The 22,789-nt window shown below is 71.7% G+C and carries 17 protein-coding genes; 7 read left to right on the top strand and 10 right to left on the bottom strand.

The window, feature by feature from the left end; genetic code table 11:
• Positions 1–9 precede the first annotated feature (9 nt).
• From MT346_RS06820 to MT346_RS06800, 5 genes are read right to left on the bottom strand one after another with little or no spacing between them, the layout of a single operon-like run.
• Positions 10–486 (bottom strand): hypothetical protein, encoded by a 477-nt coding sequence (locus tag MT346_RS06820; protein WP_243562057.1) that lies wholly within the window; start codon positions 484–486, stop codon positions 10–12.
• Positions 479–2,821, bottom strand: coding sequence for an ADP-ribosyltransferase (locus MT346_RS06815; protein ID WP_243562056.1), 2,343 nt, complete (start codon positions 2,819–2,821; stop codon positions 479–481). The genes MT346_RS06820 and MT346_RS06815 overlap by 8 nt, the downstream gene beginning before the upstream one ends.
• Complete coding sequence (locus MT346_RS06810) at positions 2,818–3,162, bottom strand: DUF6507 family protein (protein ID WP_243562055.1); 345 nt, start codon at positions 3,160–3,162, stop codon at positions 2,818–2,820. Before MT346_RS06810 ends, MT346_RS06815 begins: the two co-directional genes overlap by 4 nt.
• A 54-nt stretch (positions 3,163–3,216) precedes the next feature.
• Positions 3,217–3,531: a pore-forming ESAT-6 family protein gene (locus MT346_RS06805; protein ID WP_243562054.1), complete on the bottom strand. Its 315-nt coding sequence runs from the start codon at positions 3,529–3,531 to the stop codon at positions 3,217–3,219.
• Positions 3,532–3,547: 16 nt separating this feature from the next.
• Complete coding sequence (locus tag MT346_RS06800; RefSeq protein WP_056124291.1) at positions 3,548–3,883, bottom strand: WXG100 family type VII secretion target; 336 nt, start codon at positions 3,881–3,883, stop codon at positions 3,548–3,550.
• A 161-nt stretch (positions 3,884–4,044) separates the two neighbouring features.
• On the opposite strand from MT346_RS06800, the gene MT346_RS06795 reads away from it, so the two are divergent.
• From MT346_RS06795 to MT346_RS06765, 7 genes are read left to right on the top strand one after another with little or no spacing between them, the layout of a single operon-like run.
• Positions 4,045–5,019, top strand: a complete 975-nt coding sequence (locus MT346_RS06795; RefSeq protein ID WP_243562053.1) for an FHA domain-containing protein — start codon at positions 4,045–4,047, stop codon at positions 5,017–5,019.
• A gap of 42 nt (positions 5,020–5,061) precedes the next feature.
• Complete coding sequence (locus tag MT346_RS06790; RefSeq protein ID WP_243562052.1) at positions 5,062–5,340, top strand: hypothetical protein; 279 nt, start codon at positions 5,062–5,064, stop codon at positions 5,338–5,340.
• The gene (eccD, locus tag MT346_RS06785) at positions 5,337–6,665 is read left to right on the top strand and encodes a type VII secretion integral membrane protein EccD (RefSeq protein ID WP_243562051.1); all 1,329 of its coding nucleotides are present in this window, start codon (positions 5,337–5,339) and stop codon (positions 6,663–6,665) included. The genes MT346_RS06790 and eccD overlap by 4 nt, the downstream gene beginning before the upstream one ends.
• Complete coding sequence (locus MT346_RS06780; protein ID WP_243562050.1) at positions 6,665–7,540, top strand: hypothetical protein; 876 nt, start codon at positions 6,665–6,667, stop codon at positions 7,538–7,540. The genes eccD and MT346_RS06780 overlap by 1 nt, the downstream gene beginning before the upstream one ends.
• Positions 7,537–11,487: a type VII secretion protein EccCa gene (gene eccCa / locus MT346_RS06775; protein ID WP_243562049.1), complete on the top strand. Its 3,951-nt coding sequence runs from the start codon at positions 7,537–7,539 to the stop codon at positions 11,485–11,487. Before MT346_RS06780 ends, eccCa begins: the two co-directional genes overlap by 4 nt.
• A complete protein-coding gene (locus MT346_RS06770; protein WP_243562048.1) occupies positions 11,484–12,077 on the top strand; it encodes a hypothetical protein in 594 nt (197 codons plus the stop codon). The genes eccCa and MT346_RS06770 overlap by 4 nt, the downstream gene beginning before the upstream one ends.
• Before the next feature lie 46 nt (positions 12,078–12,123).
• Complete coding sequence (locus tag MT346_RS06765; RefSeq protein WP_243562047.1) at positions 12,124–12,666, top strand: HdeD family acid-resistance protein; 543 nt, start codon at positions 12,124–12,126, stop codon at positions 12,664–12,666.
• Here the strand turns inward: MT346_RS06765 and MT346_RS06760 are convergent.
• The 5 genes from MT346_RS06760 to lgt form a co-directional block, all read right to left on the bottom strand.
• On the bottom strand, positions 12,663–13,754 hold the full coding sequence (locus MT346_RS06760) for a VIT1/CCC1 family protein (RefSeq protein ID WP_374202512.1): 1,092 nt from the start codon (positions 13,752–13,754) through the stop codon (positions 12,663–12,665). The two genes, MT346_RS06765 and MT346_RS06760, sit on opposite strands and share 4 nt — an antisense overlap.
• 127 nt (positions 13,755–13,881) lie before the next feature.
• Entirely contained in the window at positions 13,882–15,327 is a 1,446-nt protein-coding gene (gene pyk / locus MT346_RS06755; protein ID WP_243562045.1) for a pyruvate kinase, read from the bottom strand.
• A gap of 124 nt (positions 15,328–15,451) precedes the next feature.
• Positions 15,452–16,909 (bottom strand): glutamate synthase subunit beta, encoded by a 1,458-nt coding sequence (locus MT346_RS06750; protein WP_243562044.1) that lies wholly within the window; start codon positions 16,907–16,909, stop codon positions 15,452–15,454.
• Between the two features lie 35 nt (positions 16,910–16,944).
• Positions 16,945–21,555, bottom strand: coding sequence for a glutamate synthase large subunit (gene gltB / locus MT346_RS06745; RefSeq protein ID WP_374202511.1), 4,611 nt, complete (start codon positions 21,553–21,555; stop codon positions 16,945–16,947).
• A gap of 102 nt (positions 21,556–21,657) precedes the next feature.
• On the bottom strand, positions 21,658–22,650 hold the full coding sequence (gene lgt / locus MT346_RS06740; protein ID WP_243562043.1) for a prolipoprotein diacylglyceryl transferase: 993 nt from the start codon (positions 22,648–22,650) through the stop codon (positions 21,658–21,660).
• Positions 22,651–22,789 lie beyond the last annotated feature (139 nt).

The following is a 22,789-nucleotide window of genomic DNA, read 5'->3' as shown; positions in this document are numbered from 1 at the left end:
GCCGTCGCGTCAGGACAACTCCGACGCGAACTTGCCGAGCGTCGTCGGTTCTCGGTGGGTCGGCTCGTGGCGGGCGACCAGCTCGGCGCACGCCTGTCGGAGCGCGTCCGGGTCGTCGGTCGCGACGCCGTCGACGAGTTCGTCGAGGACGGTCACGAGCATGCCACGGCGCTCGACCCAGACGTCTCCCACGAGCCGGAAGCGGGACCCGGGCAGGAACACGACCTCGTGTTCGTCGGGGTGCGCCGAGAACGGGGCGATGCTCCGTCCCGTCCGCGAACGGAACGCCACGAGACCGTCGACGCTGTCACCCTCGGTCGCGACGTCGGGGTCCGACGAGGTGGCGGTGAGGCCGCGCAGCGTGAACTCCCCCGCGAGACGGAACTGACCGGGCAGCCCGCCGCCGTGGAACACGATCCCCTCGGTTGCCGGGAGCTTGGACAGCGCCTGCAGCAGCACCTGCACACGTGCTGATGTGTCAACCACCCGCGCCCTCTCGCAGGGTGATCCGCCACTTGCCGTCCACGAGCTCCTTGCTGACGACCTCGAACTGCGTGTGCCGTTGGAACAGCACCTCGTCCTCGCGCATGACGTCCGAGAAGGGCTTGACGTTCACGCCGGTCTTCCCCTCGATCGTCAGCACCGTGTTCCCCGGGAAGGCCTTCGTCGGATCGGTCGACGTGCTGATGAAGCCCTCGTCGCTCCACGGCTTGCCGACCTGCAGGCCGTCCAACGTCGACGTGTCGAACTGCACGCCACGGTAGAAGGTCCCCTCGACGGGCGGGAGCTTCGCGATGGCGTCCGTCGTGCGGGAGATGTCCGCCTCGAGCGAGGCCGCGTCCGCTGGGGAGTGGAGGTCCCGCAGGTGGTCGTTCATGTCGCCGTAGTGCGAGGTCGTGTAGTCGTAGAGACCGAGCACGTCGTCCTTCGTGAGCGTCGGGTAGGCCTCTGAGACCGCGGTGGCCCACTCGTCCTCGGACTTGACGAAGCCGGTGCCGTCGTTCGTGCGGTACTGCTTGTTGACCTCGTCGAGTGCGGGCAACGGGGTGTCCGCCGGTGCTCCGGGCGGGGGTGCGTCGAGGCCGGTGTGCGGGGGGACGTGCTCGGTCGGCGGCGCATCGTGCGCAGCCGGCGGCACATCGTGCGCAGCAGGCGGCGCGTCGTGCGCAGCAGGCGGCACATCGTGCGCAGCCGGCGGCGCGTCATGCGCAGCAGGCGGCGCGTCGCGCGCAGGCGGCGGCGCGTCATGCGCGGCAGGCGGCGCGTCGTGCGCGACCGGAGGCACGTCGTGACCAGCGGGCGGCACGTCGTGCGTCACGGGCGGGACGTCCACCTTGGCAGCGTCTCCGGCCAGGTCGACGCTCGTCGTCGGCAGGTCGCCCTCGCGGGTCACCTTCGCGACGTCCCCCGCGTCCACGCCCTTGGCGACACCGGCCAGGTCCGTCCCCGTGATGCCCTTCGCCGCGTCGACGAACCCGTCGGCGCCGTGGGCAGCCCGGGCAGCGTCGTCCGCGAACCCGCCCGCACGGGCGACGTCGCCCGCGGCATCGGCGGCCGCCGCGGTCGCGTGGGCACCCGCGCTCGCTTCGCCGGCACCGGGGATGAACAGGGTGCCGATGTTGAACGCACTCGCGCCGGCCGTACCGCCCGGGTCGTCGACCCACGACTGCGCGATGTTGTAGCCGTCCCATGACGACGCGTTCCACCACTCGTCGGGGAGCTTCAGCCCGACGAGTCCTCCGACCGTGTCGGCCAGGGCGGTGGTGTCGTCGTGGCCCCAGTCGGACAGGAACTGCTGGGTGTCCTCCGGCAGGAAGTTCCCGAGCGGCGTGTTGCCGAGGGTGTTGACGACGGTGCCGATCGGGGACAGCGCCGACGCCAGGTGGCCGAGGCCGAGCCACGAACCCCCGAAGGTCTGCCCCGCGCGGTCGAACGCGTCGCCGACCATGTCGGAACGGCCGGTGATCCCCCCGGCGATCGCCTCGGCGTACCACGGGATCCCGGTGCCGTCCCAGCCGGTCAGCAACGAGCTCAGGCCCTTGGCCATCCCGCCCAGACCGTCCACGACGACGCCCTTGACCAGGTGCGCGGGGAACCCGGCGGTCTTCTCGCCGCAGGACTCCTTGCGGTCGCCGGTCGACCCCCACGGCGTGACGATGTCCTGCTGCCCGGCCCACGGCATCGACGCCTCGGCCGCCGCCATGACCTGCGCGGGGGTCCCGCTGGCGCTGCCCGGCAACGGAGCCAGGTCGGCGGCCCCGAGGATCGCGTTGGCGCAGGTCTGCTGCGCGGCGAGCCACTGCTCGGCGAGGTCGGCACCGCGGCGGATGAGCCGGTTGTTCTCGGCGACCATGTCCGGGTCCTGGTCCCACGAAGTGATCTCGACCTTGGTGCCGGTGATCAGGCTGACGCCGAGGGTGCTGACGGCCTGTGAGGCGATGACGTACCCGTCGTCCGAGTCCTGCACCTTCGGTTGGAAGTGCTTCGCGCGGTACACGAAGTCCTCGGCGTCGGTGCGCAGGGTGTCGAGCTTCGTCTTGATCGGTGTGACGGTCTCGGCGTACGTCGTGAGCGCCGCTGCGACGGCGGTGAGTCCGTCGCCCAGCGTCGTCGTCGCGGTGCCCACCGGGGTCATGACGTCGTACAGGTGTTCGGCGCCGTCGGACTGGTACGAGCCCGAGATCGCCTGCCACGCACGGACGGTGTCGCCGCCCCCCGTGGTGATCGTCGACCCGAGCGTGGCGACGGTGTTCGCGGAGGTGGTGACGTCGGCCGGCTGCAGCGCGGCACCGGGCAACGCGTCCGGGTCGATCAGGCTCACTGGTCGACTCCCAGGATCGACAGGTCGCCGTCGGCCGCGGCGATCCCGGCGTTGCGCTCCATCGTCGCAGCGATGTCGTCGTCCCCGTGCACCACGGCGTTCGTCGCGGCGACGGCTCCGTCGATCGCCGCCGGCACGTGCCGTGTGATGGTGGTGACGTGGCCCGACATGGCGTCGAAGAACCGGGTCAGCGCGCCGTTGACCAGCTCGGACTGCGCGGCGGTCGCCACGGACTGCACTGCGCCGTCGATCTGACCCAGCGCGTCCATCACGGGTTGGCTCGTCGTGGCCACGTCGGTCAGGACCGTCTTCACCCCCGCGGGGTCGACGTTGTAGGTCATTGCTCACACCCGTCCGCTCGACCGGTCAGGGCTCGAGCGGTCCCCTCGGTGTCGTCAGCCGATGCTGTCGACGGCGCTCTTGGCCTTCTGGATGGTCTGCTGTGCGGTCTGGTCGGTCGACTGCAGCGAGGTGCGGAGGGTCGCGATGATGCCGCGCACCTCGGTTGCGGCGTTCTTCCAGCGCAGTTCCTTCGACTGGTACTCGTCGGAGACACCGTCGGCCTGGTAGTCGCTCATCGCGGCGCGCACGTCGCCGTCGCGCTGGTCGATCAGCGCTTCGAGCTGGGCGGCGACGCGGTTGAAGTTGTCCTGCGCGCTCTGCGAGGCGGCGACGTCGTAGTCGCGGCGGTCTGCCTGGTTGCCTGCCATGGTTCTCCCCCTGGTCTCAGTGGCCGGCGCCGAAGCGCGCAGCGTCGAAGTTGACGGTGCCGGACGCCTGCGTGGCGTCGTCCGCCATCTGCTGGTCGCCCTGCCCGAACGCGGTGTCCATGCCACCGATGCCGCTCAGCACCGCGGCGAGGGCGGCGTTCAGCTCGTTCGCCACCTGGTCCGACTGCGACTTGAACCGGTCGAAGGCCGCGCGGCCCGCACCGTTGAACTTGCCCTGCAGCGGCTCGGCCGCGGCGAGCAGTGCCTTCACCTGGGACCCGAGGTCCTGGGATGCACTGCCGGTCTTCTTGCTCAGCTGGCCGAGTGTGTCGGCCCCCATCGCGAACTTCACGTCTGTTCCCCTCAGTCGGTCATGCGCTCGTGCACCAACGTCCACATTGTTGTCCATCGGAACGGGTCCTGCAAGGCGCGACGGCACGTTCCGGTCCCGACCTCGTGCCGACTGCTAGCCTCTCCTCGCTGCAGTCCTTGCGGATCCACGGGGAGGAACCGATGCCGAGTGCACTCGTCGGCTCGTTGAGCTGTGCCCGGTGCTCGCGCATCCTGGCCGCCGCCGAACGGTTCTGCACCCGCTGCGGTGCACCCCAGGTGGCTGCCGCGACCGGAGCGGCGACCGCGACCGGAGCCGGTCTGCTGGCCGGTGTGCTGCCCGCGTCCCCCACCCGACGTCGGACCGCCGGCGTCGTCGACGTCCTGGCCACGATCCTCCCGGCCGGTGCACTGCTGCTCGCGCTCGTCGGCACCGACCCGGCCGGCGCGGTCGGCGCGGGCCTCGGTCTGGCAGTCGTCGTCGTCCTGGCCCAGCTGGCCCTGCTCTGCCGGACCGGCCGGACCCTCGGACTCGCCGTCACCCGGCTGCGCCGTGTCGACGTGCTCAGCGCGCTGCCGCCCACGGTGACGACCGCGGTCCGCGGCGCGCTCGCGCCCTGGTCGCCGCACGCCACCCTGACCGCCGACGTCCGGCGCGGGCGCGACCCGCTGACACCGGCGATGCCGGCCCTGCACGTGCAGCAGCTCGGCCCGGCGGTCGTGCCCGCGGCACCCGCACCGGCCGAGGGACGTCGCGCCGCTCGCGCGCGTCACGACGGGACGCCCGAGGACCGGCGCGGTGGCCGCCGCCAACCGGCGCCGCACGCCGACGTCCGTCTGGTGCCGGTCTCCGGCGACGCCATCGTCGTGCGTGGCACCGTGCTGGTGGGCCGTCGCCCCGAGGCGGACGGCCCGGACGTGACCGTGCACGCCCTGCCCGACATGGCCCGCACGCTCTCCCGCAACCACGCCGTGCTCGAGTGGGCTGACGACCTGCTCTGGGTGACGGACCTGCACACCACGAACGGCACGACCATCACCTCGCCCGAGGGCGCGGTCCAACCGCTGGTGCCCGGGCAGCGGACGGCCGCGGCGACGGGCTGGCGGGTCGAGCTGGGCGAACGCGAGTACACGGTGACGGCCGGAGGACCGGCATGATGCCCGGACCCCGACGGCACCACCACGAGGAGACGACCGACCGTGCCTGACAACAACGACACGATCCTGCTGGAGTCGGTGCGGACGCACCGGGTCCGCCTGCGCGGGGCCTTCCTGATCGGCGAGCTGGCGGAACGCCGCACGGTCAACGACAACGTCCGACGCCTGGTGGGCAGCGTGGTGCTCGCCGCCGTGGTGTGCGCGGGATGCGTCGGCACCGCGTTCGTCCTCAACGCCATCCAGAACGGGCAGGCCGGGGGCCTCGGCGGGTCCACCGGGACGACCAGCACCGCGGCACCCACGAGCGGGAGCACCCGGTGACCGACTTCACGCGTCTCACCGTCGTCGGCGCCACCCGCCGCGCGACGCTCGTCATCCCGAGCGACGAGACCCTCGGGTCGCTGGTCCCGCGGCTCGTCGAGCTGCTGGACGAGCGGGTCGCCCCGGTCGCGCGACCGCTGACGCTGCTCCGGTCGACCGGCGAACAGCTCGACACCACGGCCTCGGCCGCGGACCAGGGCGTCGCCGACGGTGAGGTGCTGCGGCTGCTGCGACTCGACGAGGCCCCGCCACCGCCCGAGGTCAGCGACGTGACCGATGCCGTCAGCGACGCGCTCGGGTCCCGCTCGGGCCTGTGGGGTCCTGGACCGCGCCTGCTGGTGGGCGGCGTGGGCATCGGCGTGCTGACGCTCGCCGCCGGTGTCGCCGCCCTCGGCGTCCCCGGCCTCGGTGGCGTCCCGGCACTCGCCTGGGCCGTGTGCGTGGTCGCCGGGCTGGGGCTCGCCCTGGCCCGGGCCCGGACCGTGGCCTGGGCACTCCTCGCCGCGGCGCTGGGGCTGGCGTTCCCCACCGCGGTCGGTCTGGAGGCCCTGCTCGGCTCCGCCGGCCCGTCCGGCTCCGTCACGCTGGGACTCGCAGCGCCCACCGCGACCGCCGCCTGGCTCGCACTCTTCCTGGTCGCGGGCCTGGGCCGCCGCTCCGCGCCGGCCGCGCTCGGATCGGCGGTCGGTGTGGTCGGCGCTGGTGTGGCGACCCTGCTCGAGCGGAGTCCGATGACCGGCGCCGAGAGCGCCGGGGTCCTGGCGACCGCCGCGGTCGTCGTCATCGGACTCATCCCCTGGTACGCCATGTCCCTGTCGGGACTGACCGGCCTGGACGACCAGGTGATCACCGGGCGGCTCGCCCGCCGCGAGACCGTCCTGACGACCGTGGACCGGGCGTACCGCACGCTCACGTGGGCCACCTTCGCCGTGGCCGCCACACTCGCCGTCGCCCTCGTCGGCGTCGCCGAGGCGACCGGTCCCTGGGCGCAGTGGCTCGGGGTCGCGCTCGTGACCGTCACCGCCCTCCGGACCCGGGCGTTCCCGCTCGCCGCGCAGGTCGCGGCACTGTGGGCCGCGACGGTGCCGGCGATCGTGGTCGGCGTGACGGTCCACCTGCGCGGCGACGACGGAGCCCTGGCCCCCGCAGTCCTGGCCGGGCTCGCGGTCGTGGTCGCCCTCCTCGTGCTGGTGACCCCCGCCCGGCACCAGCGCGCGTCGCTCCGGCGTCTCGGCAACGTCGTCGAGTCGCTCGCGGTGATCGCGCTGGTGCCGCTGCTGATCGGGACGTTCGGCGTGTACGGCCAGCTCCTCGGGGCCTTCTGATGGGCGCGCTGCGCTCAGTCGTCGGCACCGCGCCCGCTGCGGTCCTCGGTGCCACGGCCTTCGGGACGGGTGTGCTCGAGCAGGCCGACCGTGCGATCCGCGCGCCGCTCGCCCTCAGCCGACGGCTCGGATTCGTGCAGCTCACCGGCGGGGTGGGTGCGTCGACGACGGCGTCGCTCGTCGCGAACCTGCTGGCCCGCCGCCGGACGGGACCGGTCCTGGGCGTCGATGCCGCAGGGGGCTCACGGTCGATGCTCTGGCACGCGGGGCTGCCCGACCTGCCCCCGACGGACGACGACGCCCGCCGGCGCGACCCGGCGAGCACGGCCGACGCCACCGCGGGTCTGGTCCGCGCCGGCTCCGGGCTGTACGCGCTCGACGTCCGCGAAGCCGGCACCGACGACGAGCTCGGGGCACCGCCCCGCCAGGCCACCGAGTCCCGCTGGGCCGAGGCGGTCGCCCCGGTGACGCGGTTCTTCGACGTGGTCTGCACCGACTGGGGCGTCCGGCTGCCGGGCGTCGACCTGACCGCCGTCGCCTACGCCAGCCATGCGGTCTGCCTGGTCGCCAGGACCGACCGGGTGTCGCTCGAGCGCGCGATGGCCGTCGTCGACGCGATCCGGTCGCTCGAGCACCGTCCCATCGTCGTCGTCGCCGCGGTCGACGTCGGCCGGTCCGGCTCGCGCGCTGTCGAGGCCGTCCGGTGGCCGGACGCGACCGTGCTGCGGATCCCGGCCGAGGCGGCACGACTCGCCGCCGTGCCCCGGTCCAGCCGCGACCTGACCGTCGCCACCCGTACCGCCCACGCCCGGCTCGCCGCGGCGCTGCTCGACACGAGGACCGTCGGCGCAACGACGGAACGGAGCGCACGATGACCCGACGACTCGTGCACCGGCCCACGCGCGTGAGCCGCCCGCTCCGCGACGAGCCGACCGAACCGCTCGCCCCGCCGCCCGCGCTACCGGAAGGACCCGTCGGCGGCATCCCGATCCAGACCCTGCTGCCCGTGGTCGGATCGCTGTCGTCGATCGTCATGATCGTCGTGCTGCGCAACGCCAACCCGGTGTTCATGGTGATCGGCGCCGTCGTCCTGGTCGTCGCCCTGGTCGGGGGCGTCGGCATGGCCGTGTCGCAGCGCGGGAACCAGGCGCGCACCCGACGGTCCCAGCGCGAGCGCTACCTCGACTTCCTCGAGCGGACCCGGACCGAGATGCGGTCCCGAGCCCGCGACGTCCGGGCGAAGGCCAGCGTGCTGAACCCGGAGCCGGACGCCCTGATCGAGGTCGTCCGTGACCCGGCGCGGCTCTGGGAACGCCGGCGCGGTCACGACGACTTCCTCGTCGTCCGCGGGGGCGTCGGTGACGTCCGCTGGTTCGACCTGGCGCTGCCCGACGACGAGAACCCGGTGCAGCCCTTCGACCCGATCATGCTGGACGAGGCGCGCACGGTCGTCCAGCACTACTCGACCGTCGCGGGCATGCCGGTGACCGTCGACCTGGACCGCGCCGGCCACGTCGCGGTGATCGGCGACCGGGACCGCGTGCTCGAGGTGGCACGCGGGATGATCGCCCAGCTGGCCACCCTGCACTCCCCGGAGGACCTGCACCTGGCACTCGTGCACCCCGGTGCCCGCGCCGACGACTGGCGCGGGTTCGACCTGCTGCCGCACGCCGTCGACGACGAGCTGCTCGACGGTGACGTGCCGGCGCGACGCATCGCCCCCGACGTGCAGTCGCTCCTCGGCGTCATCGGCGGCGAGCTGGCGGACCGGGCGCAGTTCGCCGCGACCGCCAAGCGCAGCTCGGGGACGAGCGACCAGGCCGAGAACGCCCGGCTCGTGGTGTTCGTCGACGACCACGGGCACATCGCCTCCGACCTGCCGGTGCCCGACGCCGACCTCGGTCTGTCGGAGCTGCAGGTCACGACGGTGCACCTGCTGTCGGACCGCCTGCACGAGCCGTCCGACGTCACCGTCCGGATCGTGGTCGAGGACGACGACGCCACCGTCACCGACGCACGGCGCGAGGCCGACGGCGAGGTCGTCGAGACCCGGTTCCGGATCGACCGGGTACCGGCGACGACCTTCGAGACGCTGGCCCGCGAGCTCGCACCGCTGCGGCTCAGCCTCACCGCGCAGGACGCCGCCGAGTCGGTCGACGGCATCGGTGTGACCGAGCTCCTCGGCATCACCGACCTGGCGGACGTCTCGCCGGAACAGGTCTGGGTGCCGCGGTCCCCGCGGGACTTCCTGCGGGTGCCGATCGGCCTGGACGACTTCGGCGCACCGGTGCTGTTGGACCTGAAGGAGTCCGCGCAGCTCGGGATGGGCCCGCACGGCATCTGCATCGGTGCGACCGGCTCCGGCAAGTCGGAGATGCTCCGGACCCTCGTGCTCGGCCTGGCGCTGTCGCACTCCCCCGAGGACCTCAGCATGGTCCTCGTGGACTACAAGGGCGGTGCGGCGTTCGCGCCGTTCGCGGGCCTGCCGCACATCGCCGGCATCATCGACAACCTCGAGGACGACGCCGGGCTGATCGAACGCGCACGCGCCTCGATCGCCGGCGAGGTCGTCCGGCGACAGCGGGTGCTGCGCGACGCCGACAACGCGCCGTCGATCACGCACTACCGCGAACTCCGGACCCAGCGACCGGAGCTCCCACCGCTGCCGCACCTGCTGCTCGTGATCGACGAGTTCGGCGAGCTGCTGACGGCAGAACCCGAGTTCATCGAGCTGCTCATGACGATCGGCCGGATCGGTCGGTCGATCGGCGTGCACCTGCTGCTCTCGAGCCAGCGGATCGAGGCCGGTCGGCTCCGCGGGCTCGACACGTACCTGTCCTACCGGCTGGGCCTACGGACGTTCTCGGAGGCCGAGAGCTCGACGATCCTCGACCGCCCCGATGCGTTCCACCTGCCGGCGATCCCCGGGTACGGCTACCTCAAGGTCGACACGTCCGTCTACCGGCGGTTCCGTGCCGGGTACGTCTCCGGGCCGGTCGAGGCGACCACCGTGCGGACCGAACCGGAGACGCGGCCGGAACCGGTCCTCCTGCCCGTCTTCAACACGCTCGCCTCCGACGCCGGTGACCACGGACCGGGTGAGACCGAGCTCCGCCGTCCGCAGACCGGACGCGCCCTCGTCGACGAAGCGGTGGAGCGCCTGCTCGACGCCGACCGCACCACCCGGCCGATCTGGCTGCCGCCGCTGCCGACGCGGCTCGCGCTCTCGCGGGTCATCACCGAGCGAGTGGACGACGTCCCGGCGCTCCGCATCCCGCTCGGTCTGCTCGACGACCCGTCCGAGCAGTCACAGCGTCCGTGGTACCTCGACCTCACGCGGGCCGGCGGGCACGCTGCCGTGATCGGCGCCCCGCAGTCCGGCCGTTCCACGATGCTGCGGTCGATCGCCGCGTCGACGGCCCTGACGGCGACCCCACAGCAGGTCAGCCTGTACGGGCTCGACCTCAGCGGAAGCGGGCTCGCCCGGATCGAGGCCTTCCCGCACGTCGGCGGTGTCGCGACCCGGGCGGACCCGGCGCGCATGCAGCGACTGCTCGAGGAGCTCCAGCTCATGCTCGCCACCCGGGAGCGCGCCTTCCGCGTGCACGGGGTGGACTCGCTCGACGCGCTGCGCGCCCGGCACGCGGCCGGCGGCCTGCCGGAGCTGCCGAGTGCCGAGGTCGTCCTGCTCGTCGACGGGTACGGGGCCGTCCGCGACGAGTACGAGCGCTTCGAACCGGTCCTCGGCGAACTGTTGCAGCGCGGATCCGGCCTGGGTGTGCACGTCGTCATGACCATGACCCGGTGGAACGAGCTGCGCATGGCCGTGCAGCCGCTCGTCGGGACCCGGGTCGAACTGCGCCTGAACGACCCGGCCGACTCGGTCGTGGACCGCCGGCTCTCGCAGACCATCCGCGCCGACCAGCGGGGCCGCGCGATCACCGAGGAGCGGCGCTTCGTCCAGCTGGCACTGCCGGTGATGGACGACGTGGACGACGACGACGTGGCGGACGCACTCGAGGCCCTGGCACGGCGCGCTGCTGACAGCTGGTCCGGCCCCGGGGCAGCGCCCATCCGCCTGCTGCCCGCCGACTACGAGCCGGCGGAGCTCCCCGACCCGTTCGCCGAGCCGGACCGCGTGCCCTTCGGGCTGCGCCAGGACACGATGCAGCCGGCGTTCCTCGAGCTCGGCGACCGCGACCAGCACCTGCTCGTCTTCGGTGACTCGCGGTCGGGCAAGTCGACGCTGCTGCGCGGGGTCGTCGAGGGGCTGGTCGACCGGCACTCCCCCGACGAGCTCGTCGTCGCCGTGATGGACAGCCGCGGCGCCCTCGCCGACGTCTGTCCCGACGACTACCTGGGTGGCCAGGCGTCGGGTGCGCTCGAAGCCCGGTCGCTCGCAGCGGCCATCGCCGAGGAACTCGCCAAGCGGCAGGCCTCGGCGCAGCGCGGCTCCGGACCGAGGATCGTCGTCGTCGTGGACGACTTCGACATCCTGGCCAGCGGTGGGACGCAGCCGCTCGAGCCCCTGCTGCCGTACCTGCCGTCGGCTCGTGACCTGCGCCTGCACGTGCTCGTCGCCCGCCCGGTGGCAGGTCTGCAGCGCGCGCTGTTCGACCTGACGCTCCAGGCGCTCCGCGACACCGGGGGCAGCACGTTCCTGATGTCCGGGGAACGGAGCGAGGGGCAGATCGCACCGCAGGTGTACGCCGAGCCGATGACCGCCGGGCGCGGGCGCATGCTGCGGCGTGGCGAACGCTCGTTCATCGCCCAGGTCGCGCACTTCCGCGCTCCGGGACAGCCCGACGAGGTCGACCGGTGACCGTCACCCCCGTCCGGATCGTCGTCGCCGGTACCGCCGGCGGGGTCGGCACGACCACGGTCGCGGCGCTGCTGTTCGAGGCGCTCCGCCGGGCCTCCGTCGTGGGGGCACCCGTGCTGTACGACCACTCGGGCGGCGACCTCGGACTGCGGCTGCCGAACGGCGACGACGTGTCCGCGGTCGAGGACACCGTCGCGGTGCACGACGTCGGGGCGCATGCACTGCGCGGCGGCATCGACGCCCTGGCGTCCCCGGCCGACCTGCTCGTCGTCGTGACCCCCGCCACGGTCGTCGGGCTCGCCGACGCCGCCCGGGTCCTCGAGGTCGCGACCACGCGCTCCGGTCGGACCGCGTCGACCAGGACCCTCGTCGTGGTGAACACCCCGTTCGGGTCCGACGTCGACCGTCGGACGCTCGACGAGTTCCGTCTCCGGCACGACCACAGCAGTGTGCTGCGCCTGCCGTCGGACCGGGCGCTGGGGATCGGCGGACGGATCCCGTCGTCGCGCCTGTCCGCCGCGACCCGTCGGGCACTGGCCGAGTTCGACCGGCGAACGGTCGGCATGCTCGCCACGCAACGTGGGCGCTGATCCCCGGGTACCGTCGGACTCCGACCGATCAGGGGAGGGAGATCACGTGGATTCCCGTGCCGTCCGCACGTTCCGGGCCTTCGTCATCGCCAGTGCCGCCGTGGCGATCGCGCTCGGGATCGTCGCGATCGTCTGGCCCCGACCGTCGCTCGTCGCCGTCGCGCTGCTGTTCGGCGTGTACCTGGTGGTCGCCGGCGTGCTGCGGGTCTTCGCCGCCGTCCGTGGGCACGGCACGTCACCGGTGTGGCGCTGGACGTCCGGCGTGGTCGGCGGTCTCGTCGCCGTCGCCGGGCTGGTCACGCTGCTGGACCCGCTCGTGCCGTTGGTCGTGTACGCCGTGCTGGCAGGACTGGGGTTCGTCATCGAGGGCATCGCGGCGTTGGTCGGCGGGTTCGTCGGACACCCCGGGTCGTCGCGCGTGCCAACCGTGGTGAGCGGCATCCTGTCGATCCTGGGCGGCGTCGCCGTCCTCATCGCCCCCGGGGTCGCGCTGACCCTGTTCATGCTGTTCGCGGGGATCGCGCTGTTGGTCGTCGGCGCGGGGACCCTGTTGCTGCTGCCACCACGAGCAGCAGCGCGCCGCGCCTAGGCTGCGCCCGTCCCGAACAGCAGCCCGAGCAGGTAGGTCACCACGGCGGCACCGAAGCCGATTGCCAGCTGTCGCACTGCCCGACGGAGCGGCGAGGCGCCACTGAGCACGCCGACGACCGCCCCGGTACCGAGCAGTGCGATCCCCACGAGCACCGCCGCGACCGCGATCGCCGCCCAGCCCTCGAGCCCGACCAGGTACGGCAGCACGGGGATGATCGCCCCGGACGCGAAGAAGCAGAAGCTCGAGATCGCCGCACTCATGCCGTTGCCGACCGCCTCGTGGTCGTCGGCGATGCGCGTCGGACCCGTCGCCGGTCCACTGCCCAGGCCCGCCAGCACGTCGGTGGCGTGCGCCTCGGCCTGGTCCTCGGGCATGCCGCGCGCCCGGTACACCAGGGCGAGCTCGTTCGCGTCGACGTCCAGGTGCGCCACGGCGTCGCCGGCATCCGGGTGCGGCGCGGACGCCTCGAGCAGTTCGCGCTGCGACCGGACGGACACGTACTCGCCAGCGCCCATCGACAGCGCCCCCGCCAGCAGCCCGGCGATCCCGCTCAGCAGCACGAAGTGCCGGTCGGCGCCGGCAGCGCTGATGCCGATGATGAGGGCGAGGTTCGACACCAGGCCGTCGTTCGCGCCGAAGACCGCCGCACGGAACGTGCCCGACAGGCGCATCCGACCGCGGTTCGCCAGCCCGCGCACGACCTCGCCGTGGATGCGTTCATCGGCCGCCATCCGCGCGGTCGCGTCGTCGTCGTCGGCGTACGGCGAGCGGTCTTCGGCACGCTGCATCAACGCCAGCACGAAGACGGACCCGAACCGCTTGGCCAGCGCGGCGAGCACCCGGGTGCGCAGACTCCCCCGCAGCGGCCGGCCGGCATCGTCGCCGAGCAGGTCGATCCAGTGCTGTTCGTGCCGGCCCTCGGCGTCGGCCAGGGCGGCGAGGATCTCGCGTTCCTCGCCGTCACGCCGTGCGGCGAGGTTGCGGTAGACGGCAGCTTCCGCGCGTTCGTCGGCCAGGTAGCGCCGCCAGCGACGCACGTCGGCCGGTCGTCGCTGCGCGTCGGTCTGGAGGCTCATGGCACCCATCCTGCCTGCTCACCGGACCGGTGGTCGCCACCACCGCCGGAACGCGACCGGGCGCGGACCGGCGGCTGCGAGCGCGTGGTGCGCCGTGCCTGTGGTCCGCGCCCGGTGGGAGCGTGCGACGCGCGTGTCAGTCGCGCACGTACGCCGGTGCTGCCTCGGCGTGCGCGTCGCCCACGCGGTGCACGCGCAGGTCGTTCGTCGAGCCCTCGATCCCGGGAGGCGACCCGGCCGTCACGATCACGCGGTCACCGGGCGCGGCGAGACCGTTCTCGAGCAGCACGTCGTCGACCTGGCCGAACAGCTCGTCGGTGTGGGTCTTCCGCTCGACCAGGAACGAGCGGACACCCCATGTGAGCGCCATGCGACGACGCGTGGCCTCGTTCGGGGTGAACGCGATGATCGGCAGACCGTGACGCAGTCGCGACATGCGGCGGGCCGAGTCGCCGGACTCGGTGAACACGCAGAGGTAGGACGCGGCGGTGAACTCGGCGATCTCGACCGCGGCGAGCGTGATGGCACCACCGAGGGTGCGCGGCTTCGTGCCGAGCGGTGCGATGCGCTCGAGGCCGTGGTCCTCGGTCGACTCGACGATGCGGGCCATGGTGCGGACGGTCTGCACCGGGTACTCACCGACACTCGTCTCACCCGAGAGCATCACCGCATCGGCACCGTCGAGCACGGCGTTCGCGACGTCGGAGGTCTCGGCGCGCGTCGGGATCGGGGACGAGATCATCGACTCGAGCATCTGCGTCGCGACGATGACCGGCTTGGCCATGCGGCGCGCGAGCTCGACGGCACGCTTCTGCACGATCGGGACGGCCTCGAGCGGCAGCTCGACGCCGAGGTCACCACGGGCGACCATGATCGAGTCGAACGCGTCGATGATCTCCTCGAGGGCGTCGACGGCCTGCGGCTTCTCGATCTTGGCGATGACCGGCAGGCGCTTGCCCTCTTCGTCCATGATCTCGTGGGCGCGGACGACGTCCGAGGCGTTGCGGACGAACGACAGCGCGATCAGGTCGGCGCCCTGCCGAATGCCCCAGCGGAGGTCCGCCTCGTCCTTCTCGCTGAGCGCGGGGACGTTCACGGCGACACCGGGCAGGTTGATGCCCTTGTTGTTGGAGACGGTTCCGCCGACGACGACCTCGGTGCGGACGCGGACGCCGTCGGTGTCGAGGACGCGCAGGCGGACCCGGCCGTCGTCGATCAGCAGCGGGTCGCCGGGCTTGACGTCCTGGGGCAGCCCCTTGAACGTCGTGCCGCAGATGTCCTTGGAACCGGGGACGTCCTCGGTGGTGATGGTGAAGACGTCACCGACGTCGAGGTGGTGCGGGCCGTCGGCGAACCGGGCCAGGCGGATCTTCGGACCCTGCAGGTCGACGAGGATCGCCACCGGCTTGCCGAGTTCCTCGGCGGCACGACGGACGTTCACGTAGTTGGCCTCGTGGACGCTGTAGTCACCGTGGCTGAGGTTGAGTCGAGCCACGTCGACACCCGCCTCGATGATCTCCTTGACGGTCTCGTAGTCCGAGGTGGCCGGTCCGAGGGTCGAAACGATCTTTGCGCGTCTCACTGGATTCCTTCGTGTGTGGTGGTGGGGCCTGCGTGCATGGTGTTCGTGGGGCTTCGCGGTACGAAGAGCGGCCACCAGCACCCTATCGAGTGCTGGTGGCCTGCTGCTCACACGGAGGTGGTCATCAGATGGAGATCGCCCGGTCCGTCGCCTTGACCGGAGCGGGCAGCATGGTCGTTCCCTCGAGGTACTCGTCGACCTTCGCCGCGGCCGCACGGCCCTCGGCGATCGCCCACACGATGAGCGACTGCCCGCGGCCGGCGTCCCCGGCGACGAAGACCCCCGGCTCGTTGGTCGTGTAGTCGGCACCGCGCGCGACGGCACCCGCGTCCGAGACGGGCAGGCCCAGCTGCGGCGCGAGCGTCTCGGTCTCCGGACCCGTGAAGCCCATCGCGATGAGCACCAGGTCGGCGGGGATCTCGCGCTCCGTGCCGGCCTTGGGGACGCGGCGACCGTCGAGGTACTCGGTCTCGGCGACGCGCAGGGCACGGACCTCGCCGGCCTCGTTCGCCAGGAACTCGACCGTCGACGCCAGGAACGTGCGCTCCCCGCCTTCTTCGTGGGCGCTCGTGATCTCGAACACGGTCGGGAACATCGGCCAGGGCTGGTCCTCGGGGCGCTCCTCGGGCGGCTGCTTGCCGATCGCCAGGTTCGTGACGCTCAGCGCGCCCTGCCGGTGGGCGGTCCCGATGCAGTCCGCACCGGTGTCGCCCCCGCCGATGACGACGACGTGCTTGCCCTCGGCCGTGATCTGGTTGTCGACGACCGTTCCGGCACCGGCGCGGTTCTGCTGGACCAGGTACTCCATCGCGAAGTGCACGCCCGCCAGGTCGCGACCCGGGATCGGCAGGTCACGCGGCACCGTGGCGCCGGTGGCCACGACGACCGCGTCGTACCGGGACTTCAGGTCGTCCCAGGTGATGTCGACACCGATCTCGACGCCGGCACGGAAGCGGGTGCCCTCGGCCTGCATCTGGGACAGGCGCGCGTCGATCTGGCGCTTCTCCATCTTGAAGTCGGGGATGCCGTAGCGCAGCAGACCGCCGATCCGGTCGTCACGCTCGTACACGGCCACCGTGTGACCGGCCCGCGTGAGCTGCTGTGCGGCGGCCAGTCCGGCGGGCCCGGAGCCGACGACGGCGACGGTCTTGCCGGTCAGGCGCTCCGGCGGGTGCGGCGTGACCCAGCCGTTCTGGAACGCCCGGTCGATGATCGAGACCTCGACCTGCTTGATGGTCACGGGCGGCTGGTTGATGCCGAGCACGCACGATGCTTCGCACGGCGCCGGGCACAGGCGTCCGGTGAACTCCGGGAAGTTGTTCGTCGCGTGCAGTCGCTCGATCGCCTGACGGCCCTCGCCGCGCCACGTCAGGTCGTTCCACTCCGGGATCAGGTTGCCGAGCGGGCAGCCCTGGTGGCAGAACGGCACACCGCAGTCCATGCAGCGGCCGGCCTGTCGCTTGAGCTGGCCGGACTCCTGCTGCTCGTAGACCTCTTTCCAGTCCATCAGCCGCACCGGGACGGGCCGACGCTTCGGCAGTTCGCGTTCCTGGACCTTCAGGAACCCCTTGGGGTCAGCCATGTGTTGCCTCCGGGGTGTTCGTGGTCGTCGCGGTCTCAGCCACCGGTGACCTCCATGATGCGGTTCCACACGACGTCGCCGTCGGGGTCGAGTCCTTCGTCGACGGCCTGCCTGCGGGTCTCGAGCACCGCGGCGTAGTCGCGCGGCAGGACCTTGACGAACGCGGACAGGTCGCCCGAGTCGAGCAGTCCCTGCGCCACGGTCGACCCGGTCTCGGTCGCGTGCCGCTGCAGCAGGTCGGTGAGGATCTCGACGTCGGCGCTGTCGAGCTGCTCGAGCCGGAGTTCACCGCTGGCGAGCGAGTCGGCGTTCACGTGCTCGTCGCGGAGCCCGAGGACGTACGCCGTCCCACCGGACATGCCCGCGCCGAGGTTCCGGCCCGTCTCGCCGAGGATCACCGCCAGACCACCGGTCATGTACTCGAGTGCGTGGTCGCCGACGCCCTCGACCACGGCGGTCGCACCGGAGTTGCGGACCAGGAAGCGCTCACCGACGATGCCGCGGATGAACATGCTGCCCTGGGTCGCGCCGTACCCGATGACGTTGCCCGCGATGACGTTCTCGCTCGGCTCGAAGCCGCCGCCCTCGGTGGGACGGACCACGATGTCGCCACCGGACAGGCCCTTGCCGACGTAGTCGTTGCTGTCACCGAACAGCCGCACCGTGATCCCCGCGGGCAGGAACGCACCGAGCGACTGCCCGGCCGACCCCCGCAGCGTGATGTCGATCGACCCGGCCGGCAGTCCGTGCTCGCCGTGGCGCAGCGTGACCTCGTGGCCGAGCATGGTGCCGACGGCACGTTCGGTGTTGCGGATCGGCAGGTCGAGGGCGATCGTCCCGCCGTGTTCGATGACGTCGGACGCCTTGTGGATGAGCTGCACGTCGAAGTGGTGCTCGAGCTCGTGGTCCTGATCGCGCTGGTGACGACGGGGCTCGTCGGCCGCGAACGCCGGACCGTGCAGCACCGGCGCCAGGTCGAGGCCGGACGCCTTCCAGTGCTCGACCGCGCGGTCCACGTCGAGCGCGTCCGTCGCGCCGATCGCCTCGTCGAGCGTGCGGAAGCCGAGCTCGGCCAGCAGCTCGCGGACCTCTTGTGCGATGAACTCGAAGAAGTTCACGACGAACTCGGGCTTGCCGGAGAACCGCTTGCGCAGTTCGGGGTTCTGCGTGGCGACGCCCACCGGGCAGGTGTCCAGGTGGCACACCCGCATCAGGATGCAGCCCTCGACGACGAGCGGCGCGGTCGCGAAGCCGTACTCCTCGGCGCCGAGCAACGCGGCGACGACGACGTCACGGCCGGTCTTCATCTGGCCGTCGACCTGCACCACGACGCGGTCGCGCATGCCGTTGAGCATGAGCGTCTGCTGGGTCTCGGCCAGGCCGATCTCCCACGGGGTGCCGGCGTGCTTGAGCGAGTTCAGCGGCGATGCGCCGGTACCACCGTCGTGTCCGGAGACGAGCACGACGTCGGCCAGGGCCTTCGTCACACCCGCGGCCACGGCACCGATGCCCGACTGGCTGACGAGCTTGACGTGCACGCGGGCCGAGGGGTTGGCGCGCTTGACGTCGAAGATCAGCTGCTTGAGGTCCTCGATGGAGTAGATGTCGTGGTGTGGCGGCGGCGAGATCAGACCGACGCCGGCGGTGGCGTGCCGGGTTCGGGCCACCCAGGGGTAGACCTTCTGCGGCGGCAGCTGCCCGCCTTCGCCCGGCTTGGCGCCCTGGGCCATCTTGAGCTGGATGTCGGTGGCGTGCGTCAGGTACATGCTCGTGACGCCGAAGCGCCCGGACGCGACCTGCTTGATCGCGCTGCGACGTTCGGGGTCGAGCAGCCGGTCGACGTCCTCGCCACCCTCGCCCGTGTTCGACCGACCGCCCAGACGGTTCATCGCGATCGCCAGGGTCTCGTGGGCCTCTTTCGAGATCGAGCCGTAGGACATCGCGCCCGTGTTGAACCGCTTGACGATGGACTCGATCGGCTCGACTTCTTCCAGCGAGACCGGCGTGCGCTGCCCGTGCTTGAAGCGGAACAGCCCGCGCAGCGTCATGAGCTGCTCGGCCTGGTCGTCGACGGACTTGGAGTACTCGCGGAAGATGTCGTAGCGGCGGGCGCGCGTGGCGTGCTGCAGACGGAACACCGTGTCCGGGTTGAACAGGTGCGGGGGTCCTTCGCGGCGCCACTGGTACTCGCCACCGGTCTGCAGCCGCTCGTGCGCCAGCACCGCGCCGTCGATCGGGTACGCCTGCGCGTGCCGCTCGGCGTTCTCCTGGGCGATCACGTCGATGCCGACACCACCCAGGATCGACGAGGTACCGGTGAAGTACCGGTCGACGAACTCCTGCGACAGGCCGACCGCCTCGAACGCCTGGGCGCCCGCGTAGCTGGACACCGTCGAGATGCCCATCTTCGACATGATCTTCAGGACGCCCTTGCCGAGCGCCTTGATCACGTTCTTGACCGCCTGTTCCGGCGTGATGCCCGCGAGCATGCCCTGGCGGACCAGGTTCTCGCAGGTCTCCATCGCCAGGTACGGGTTGATGGCCGAGGCGCCGTAGCCGATCAGGGTCGCGACGTGGTGGACCTCGCGCACGTCGCCGGCCTCGACGATGAGTCCGACCTTCATGCGCTGCTCGGTGCGGATCAGGTGGTGGTGCACGGCGGCGACCAGCAGCAGGCTCGGGATCGGTGCGTTCTCGGCGTTGCCGTCACGGTCGGACAGCACGATGAACTGCTTGCCGGACTCGATGGCGTCGTCGACCTCGGCGCAGACGGCCTGGATGCGCTGCTCCATCGCCTGCTCGCCGGCGTCGACCCGGTAGAGCCCGCGGATCGTGACGGTCAGGTGCCGACCGGACTCGGTCTCGAAGTGCTGGACCTTGGCGAGCTGGTCGTTGTCGATGACCGGGAAGTCGAGCACGATCTGCTTGGCGTGCTCGGGACCGGCGTCGAGCAGGTTGCGCTCGGGACCGAGCCCCATGCCCATCGAGGTGATGACCTGCTCGCGGATCGAGTCGAGCGGCGGGTTCGTCACCTGGGCGAACTGCTGCGTGAAGTAGTCGAACAGCAGTCGCGGCCGCTGGGACAGCACCGCGATCGGGGTGTCCGAGCCCATCGCACCGAGCGGTTCGGCGCCTGCGGCCGCCATGGGGCGCAGCAGGACGCGCACTTCTTCTTCGGTGTAGCCGAAGGCCCGCTGTCGACGGGTGACCGATGCCGGGGTGTGCACGATGTGCTCGCGCTCGGGCAGGTCGCGCAGGTTGATGCGCCCGGCTTCGAGCCATTCGCCCCAGGGGCCCGACGTGGCGAGCTCGCGCTTGACCTCGTCGTCCTCGATGATGCGGCCGGCCTCGGTGTCGACCAGGAACAGCCGACCCGGGCGCAGGCGCCCCTTGCGGACGACCTTCGACGCGGGCACGTCGATGACACCGGTCTCCGAGCCCATGACGATGAGTCCGTCGTCAGTGACCAGGAACCGACCCGGACGCAGACCGTTGCGGTCGAGCGTGGCCCCGACGAGCGAGCCGTCCGTGAAGGTGATCGCCGCGGGGCCGTCCCACGGCTCCATGAGCATGGAGTGGTACTCGTAGAAGTCGCGGAGCTCGGGGTCCATGTCGGTCTGGTTCTCCCAGGCCTCGGGCACCATCATCGACACCGCGTGCGGCAGGGATCGTCCGGACAGGGTCAGCAGCTCGAGGGTCTCGTCGAACGAGGCCGAGTCGCTGGCGCCGGGGCTGACGATCGGCAGTAGGGGCGCCATGTCGCCGAGCAGATCGCTCTCGAGCTGCGACTGCCGTGCGCGCATCCAGTTGCGGTTGCCCCGGACGGTGTTGATCTCGCCGTTGTGCGCGAGCGTGCGGAACGGCTGGGCGAGCGGCCACGACGGGAACGTGTTGGTCGAGTAGCGCGAGTGCACGATCGCCAGCTTCGACGCGAACCGCTCGTCGCTCAGGTCGGGGTAGAACGGCTCGAGCTGGAGCGTCGTGACCATGCCCTTGTAGACCATGGTGCGGCTCGACAGCGACATGAAGTAGATCTCCTGCTCGCGCTCGACGCGCTTGCGGAGTCGGAAGGTCTGGCGGTCGAGTGCGATGCCGCTGCGGAGCGCGCCCTGGTCGTCGTGCCACTCGGACACGACGAAGCACTGCTCGAAGGCGGGCATCGCCGCGCGGGCGAGCGACCCGAGCACCTCGGGCCGCACCGGGACCTCGCGCCAGCCGAGCACGCGCAGTCCCTCGTCCGCTGCGGTCGTCTCGACGGCGGCCTTGACCGCCGCGCGGTCGTCGGCGTCGAGCGGCAGGTACGCCGTGCCGACGGCGTACTCCCCCGCAGCGGGCAGCTCGACCGGGGCCACGGCGCGGAAGAACGCGTCCGGGACCTGGCAGAGGATGCCCGCACCGTCACCCGTGCCCGCGTCGGAGCCGACGGCGCCGCGGTGCTCGAGGTTGCGGAGGGCACCGAGTGCCGCGTCCACGATGTCGTGCCCGGGCGTGCCGCGGAGCGTCGCGACCATGGCCAGGCCGCACGCGTCCTTCTCGTTGGCCGGGTCGTACATGCCGACGGCATCCGGGACCGCGGAGAACCGCTGGTGCGCCGGTCGGAGGGCCGACCCGGGGGTCGAGGGGAGCTGGGATGGCAGGAACGCCATGGGGACCGTCCTCAGGAGAGGGTGGAACAGGGACAGCGATGGCCGTGTGCAGCGGTGCTGGGAGTGTGCCCGCTCACCGTCCGACCCCACGGGGCCGGGCCGTCAGGATCGGTCGGCAGCAGTGGCGACCGAGGCGGAACCGGCGGCGATGGGTGCGTCGTCACCGTGCTCGGAGTAGGTGTCCTCGGAGTCTACATCGGACGCGGAACGGGGCTGGCGACCCGGCATGTACGGGCTGATCTCCTTGCCCGTGTGCCGCTTCGACTGCACCCAGAAGATGACGAGGCCGATCAGGATCGCGGCGAACGACGCCCACACGTTGGTGCGGATGCCGAAGAAGGTCTCACTCGTGTCGACGCGGATCGACTCGAGCACCGAGCGACCCGTTCCGTACCAGATCAGGTAGAGCGCGAGGACGCGGCCCCACTGCAGCTGGAACTTGCGGTCGATCAGCATGATGACCGCGAAGCCGATGACGTTCCAGATGATCTCGTACAGGAACGTCGGGTGGAACAGGGTCCCCTCGGGCAGCCCGGTCGGGTAGGCCGCGTTGGACGACTCGATCTGCAGGCCCCACGGCAGGCTGGTCGGCATGCCGAAGAGCTCGTGGTTGAAGTAGTTGCCGAGCCGGCCGAACGCCTGGGCCAGCAGCATCGCCGGGGCGAGCGCGTCGAGGAAGGTGGTGAACCGCAGGCCGACCTGGCGGCAGCCGAAGTACGCCCCGACGGCACCGAGGATCATCGCGCCGAAGATCGCCAGGCCGCCTTCCCAGATGTAGAGGAACGACAGCGGGTCGCGCCCCGGACCGAAGTAGTCGCTGACGTGGGTGAACACGTGGAACAGCCGGCCACCGACGATGCCGAACGGCACGGTCCAGATCGCGATGTCGATGATGATCCACCGTTCGACACCCCGGGCATCGAGGCGGCTGTTCGTGACGACCACGGCCGCGACGATCCCGAGCAGGATGCAGATCGCGTAGGCGTGGATGCGGAAGTCGAGCGGCAGGGACCAGCCGAACACGTCGCGGAGCCAGGCGGTCAGGTCGAAGTACTGCCAGGCCGTGCTGGGGCTCGGGATGCTCAGGAGGGGCATGGAGGTACTGGCGCCTTTCAGTGCAGCTGTGGTGCCGATCCGGTTGCGTCGACCCCGCAACACTGTAGCGCGGGTGGTGCGCTGGTCAGGAACGAGCGAGCGCTGTCTGTGGAAACCGTGATGCGCAGCGGACGGGAGG

Source organism: Curtobacterium sp. VKM Ac-2922 (genome assembly GCF_022815645.1).
Lineage (GTDB): Bacteria > Actinomycetota > Actinomycetes > Actinomycetales > Microbacteriaceae > Curtobacterium.
Note: the sequence above shows the minus strand (reverse complement) of the source record. Positions and strands in the feature narration are given on the sequence as shown.

Excerpts from the sequence above, each read along its gene's own strand:
- MT346_RS06810 (WP_243562055.1), bottom strand. The coding sequence starts at position 3,162 with ATGACCTACAACGTCGACCCCGCGGGGGTGAAGACGGTCCTGACCGAC.
- MT346_RS06805 (WP_243562054.1), bottom strand. The coding sequence starts at position 3,531 with ATGGCAGGCAACCAGGCAGACCGCCGCGACTACGACGTCGCCGCCTCG.
- MT346_RS06795 (WP_243562053.1), top strand. The coding sequence starts at position 4,045 with ATGCCGAGTGCACTCGTCGGCTCGTTGAGCTGTGCCCGGTGCTCGCGC.
- MT346_RS06780 (WP_243562050.1), top strand. The coding sequence starts at position 6,665 with ATGGGCGCGCTGCGCTCAGTCGTCGGCACCGCGCCCGCTGCGGTCCTC.
- eccCa (WP_243562049.1), top strand. The coding sequence starts at position 7,537 with ATGACCCGACGACTCGTGCACCGGCCCACGCGCGTGAGCCGCCCGCTC.
- MT346_RS06760 (WP_374202512.1), bottom strand. The coding sequence starts at position 13,754 with ATGGGTGCCATGAGCCTCCAGACCGACGCGCAGCGACGACCGGCCGAC.
- MT346_RS06750 (WP_243562044.1), bottom strand. The coding sequence starts at position 16,909 with ATGGCTGACCCCAAGGGGTTCCTGAAGGTCCAGGAACGCGAACTGCCG.
- gltB (WP_374202511.1), bottom strand. The coding sequence starts at position 21,555 with ATGGCGTTCCTGCCATCCCAGCTCCCCTCGACCCCCGGGTCGGCCCTC.
- lgt (WP_243562043.1), bottom strand. The coding sequence starts at position 22,650 with ATGCCCCTCCTGAGCATCCCGAGCCCCAGCACGGCCTGGCAGTACTTC.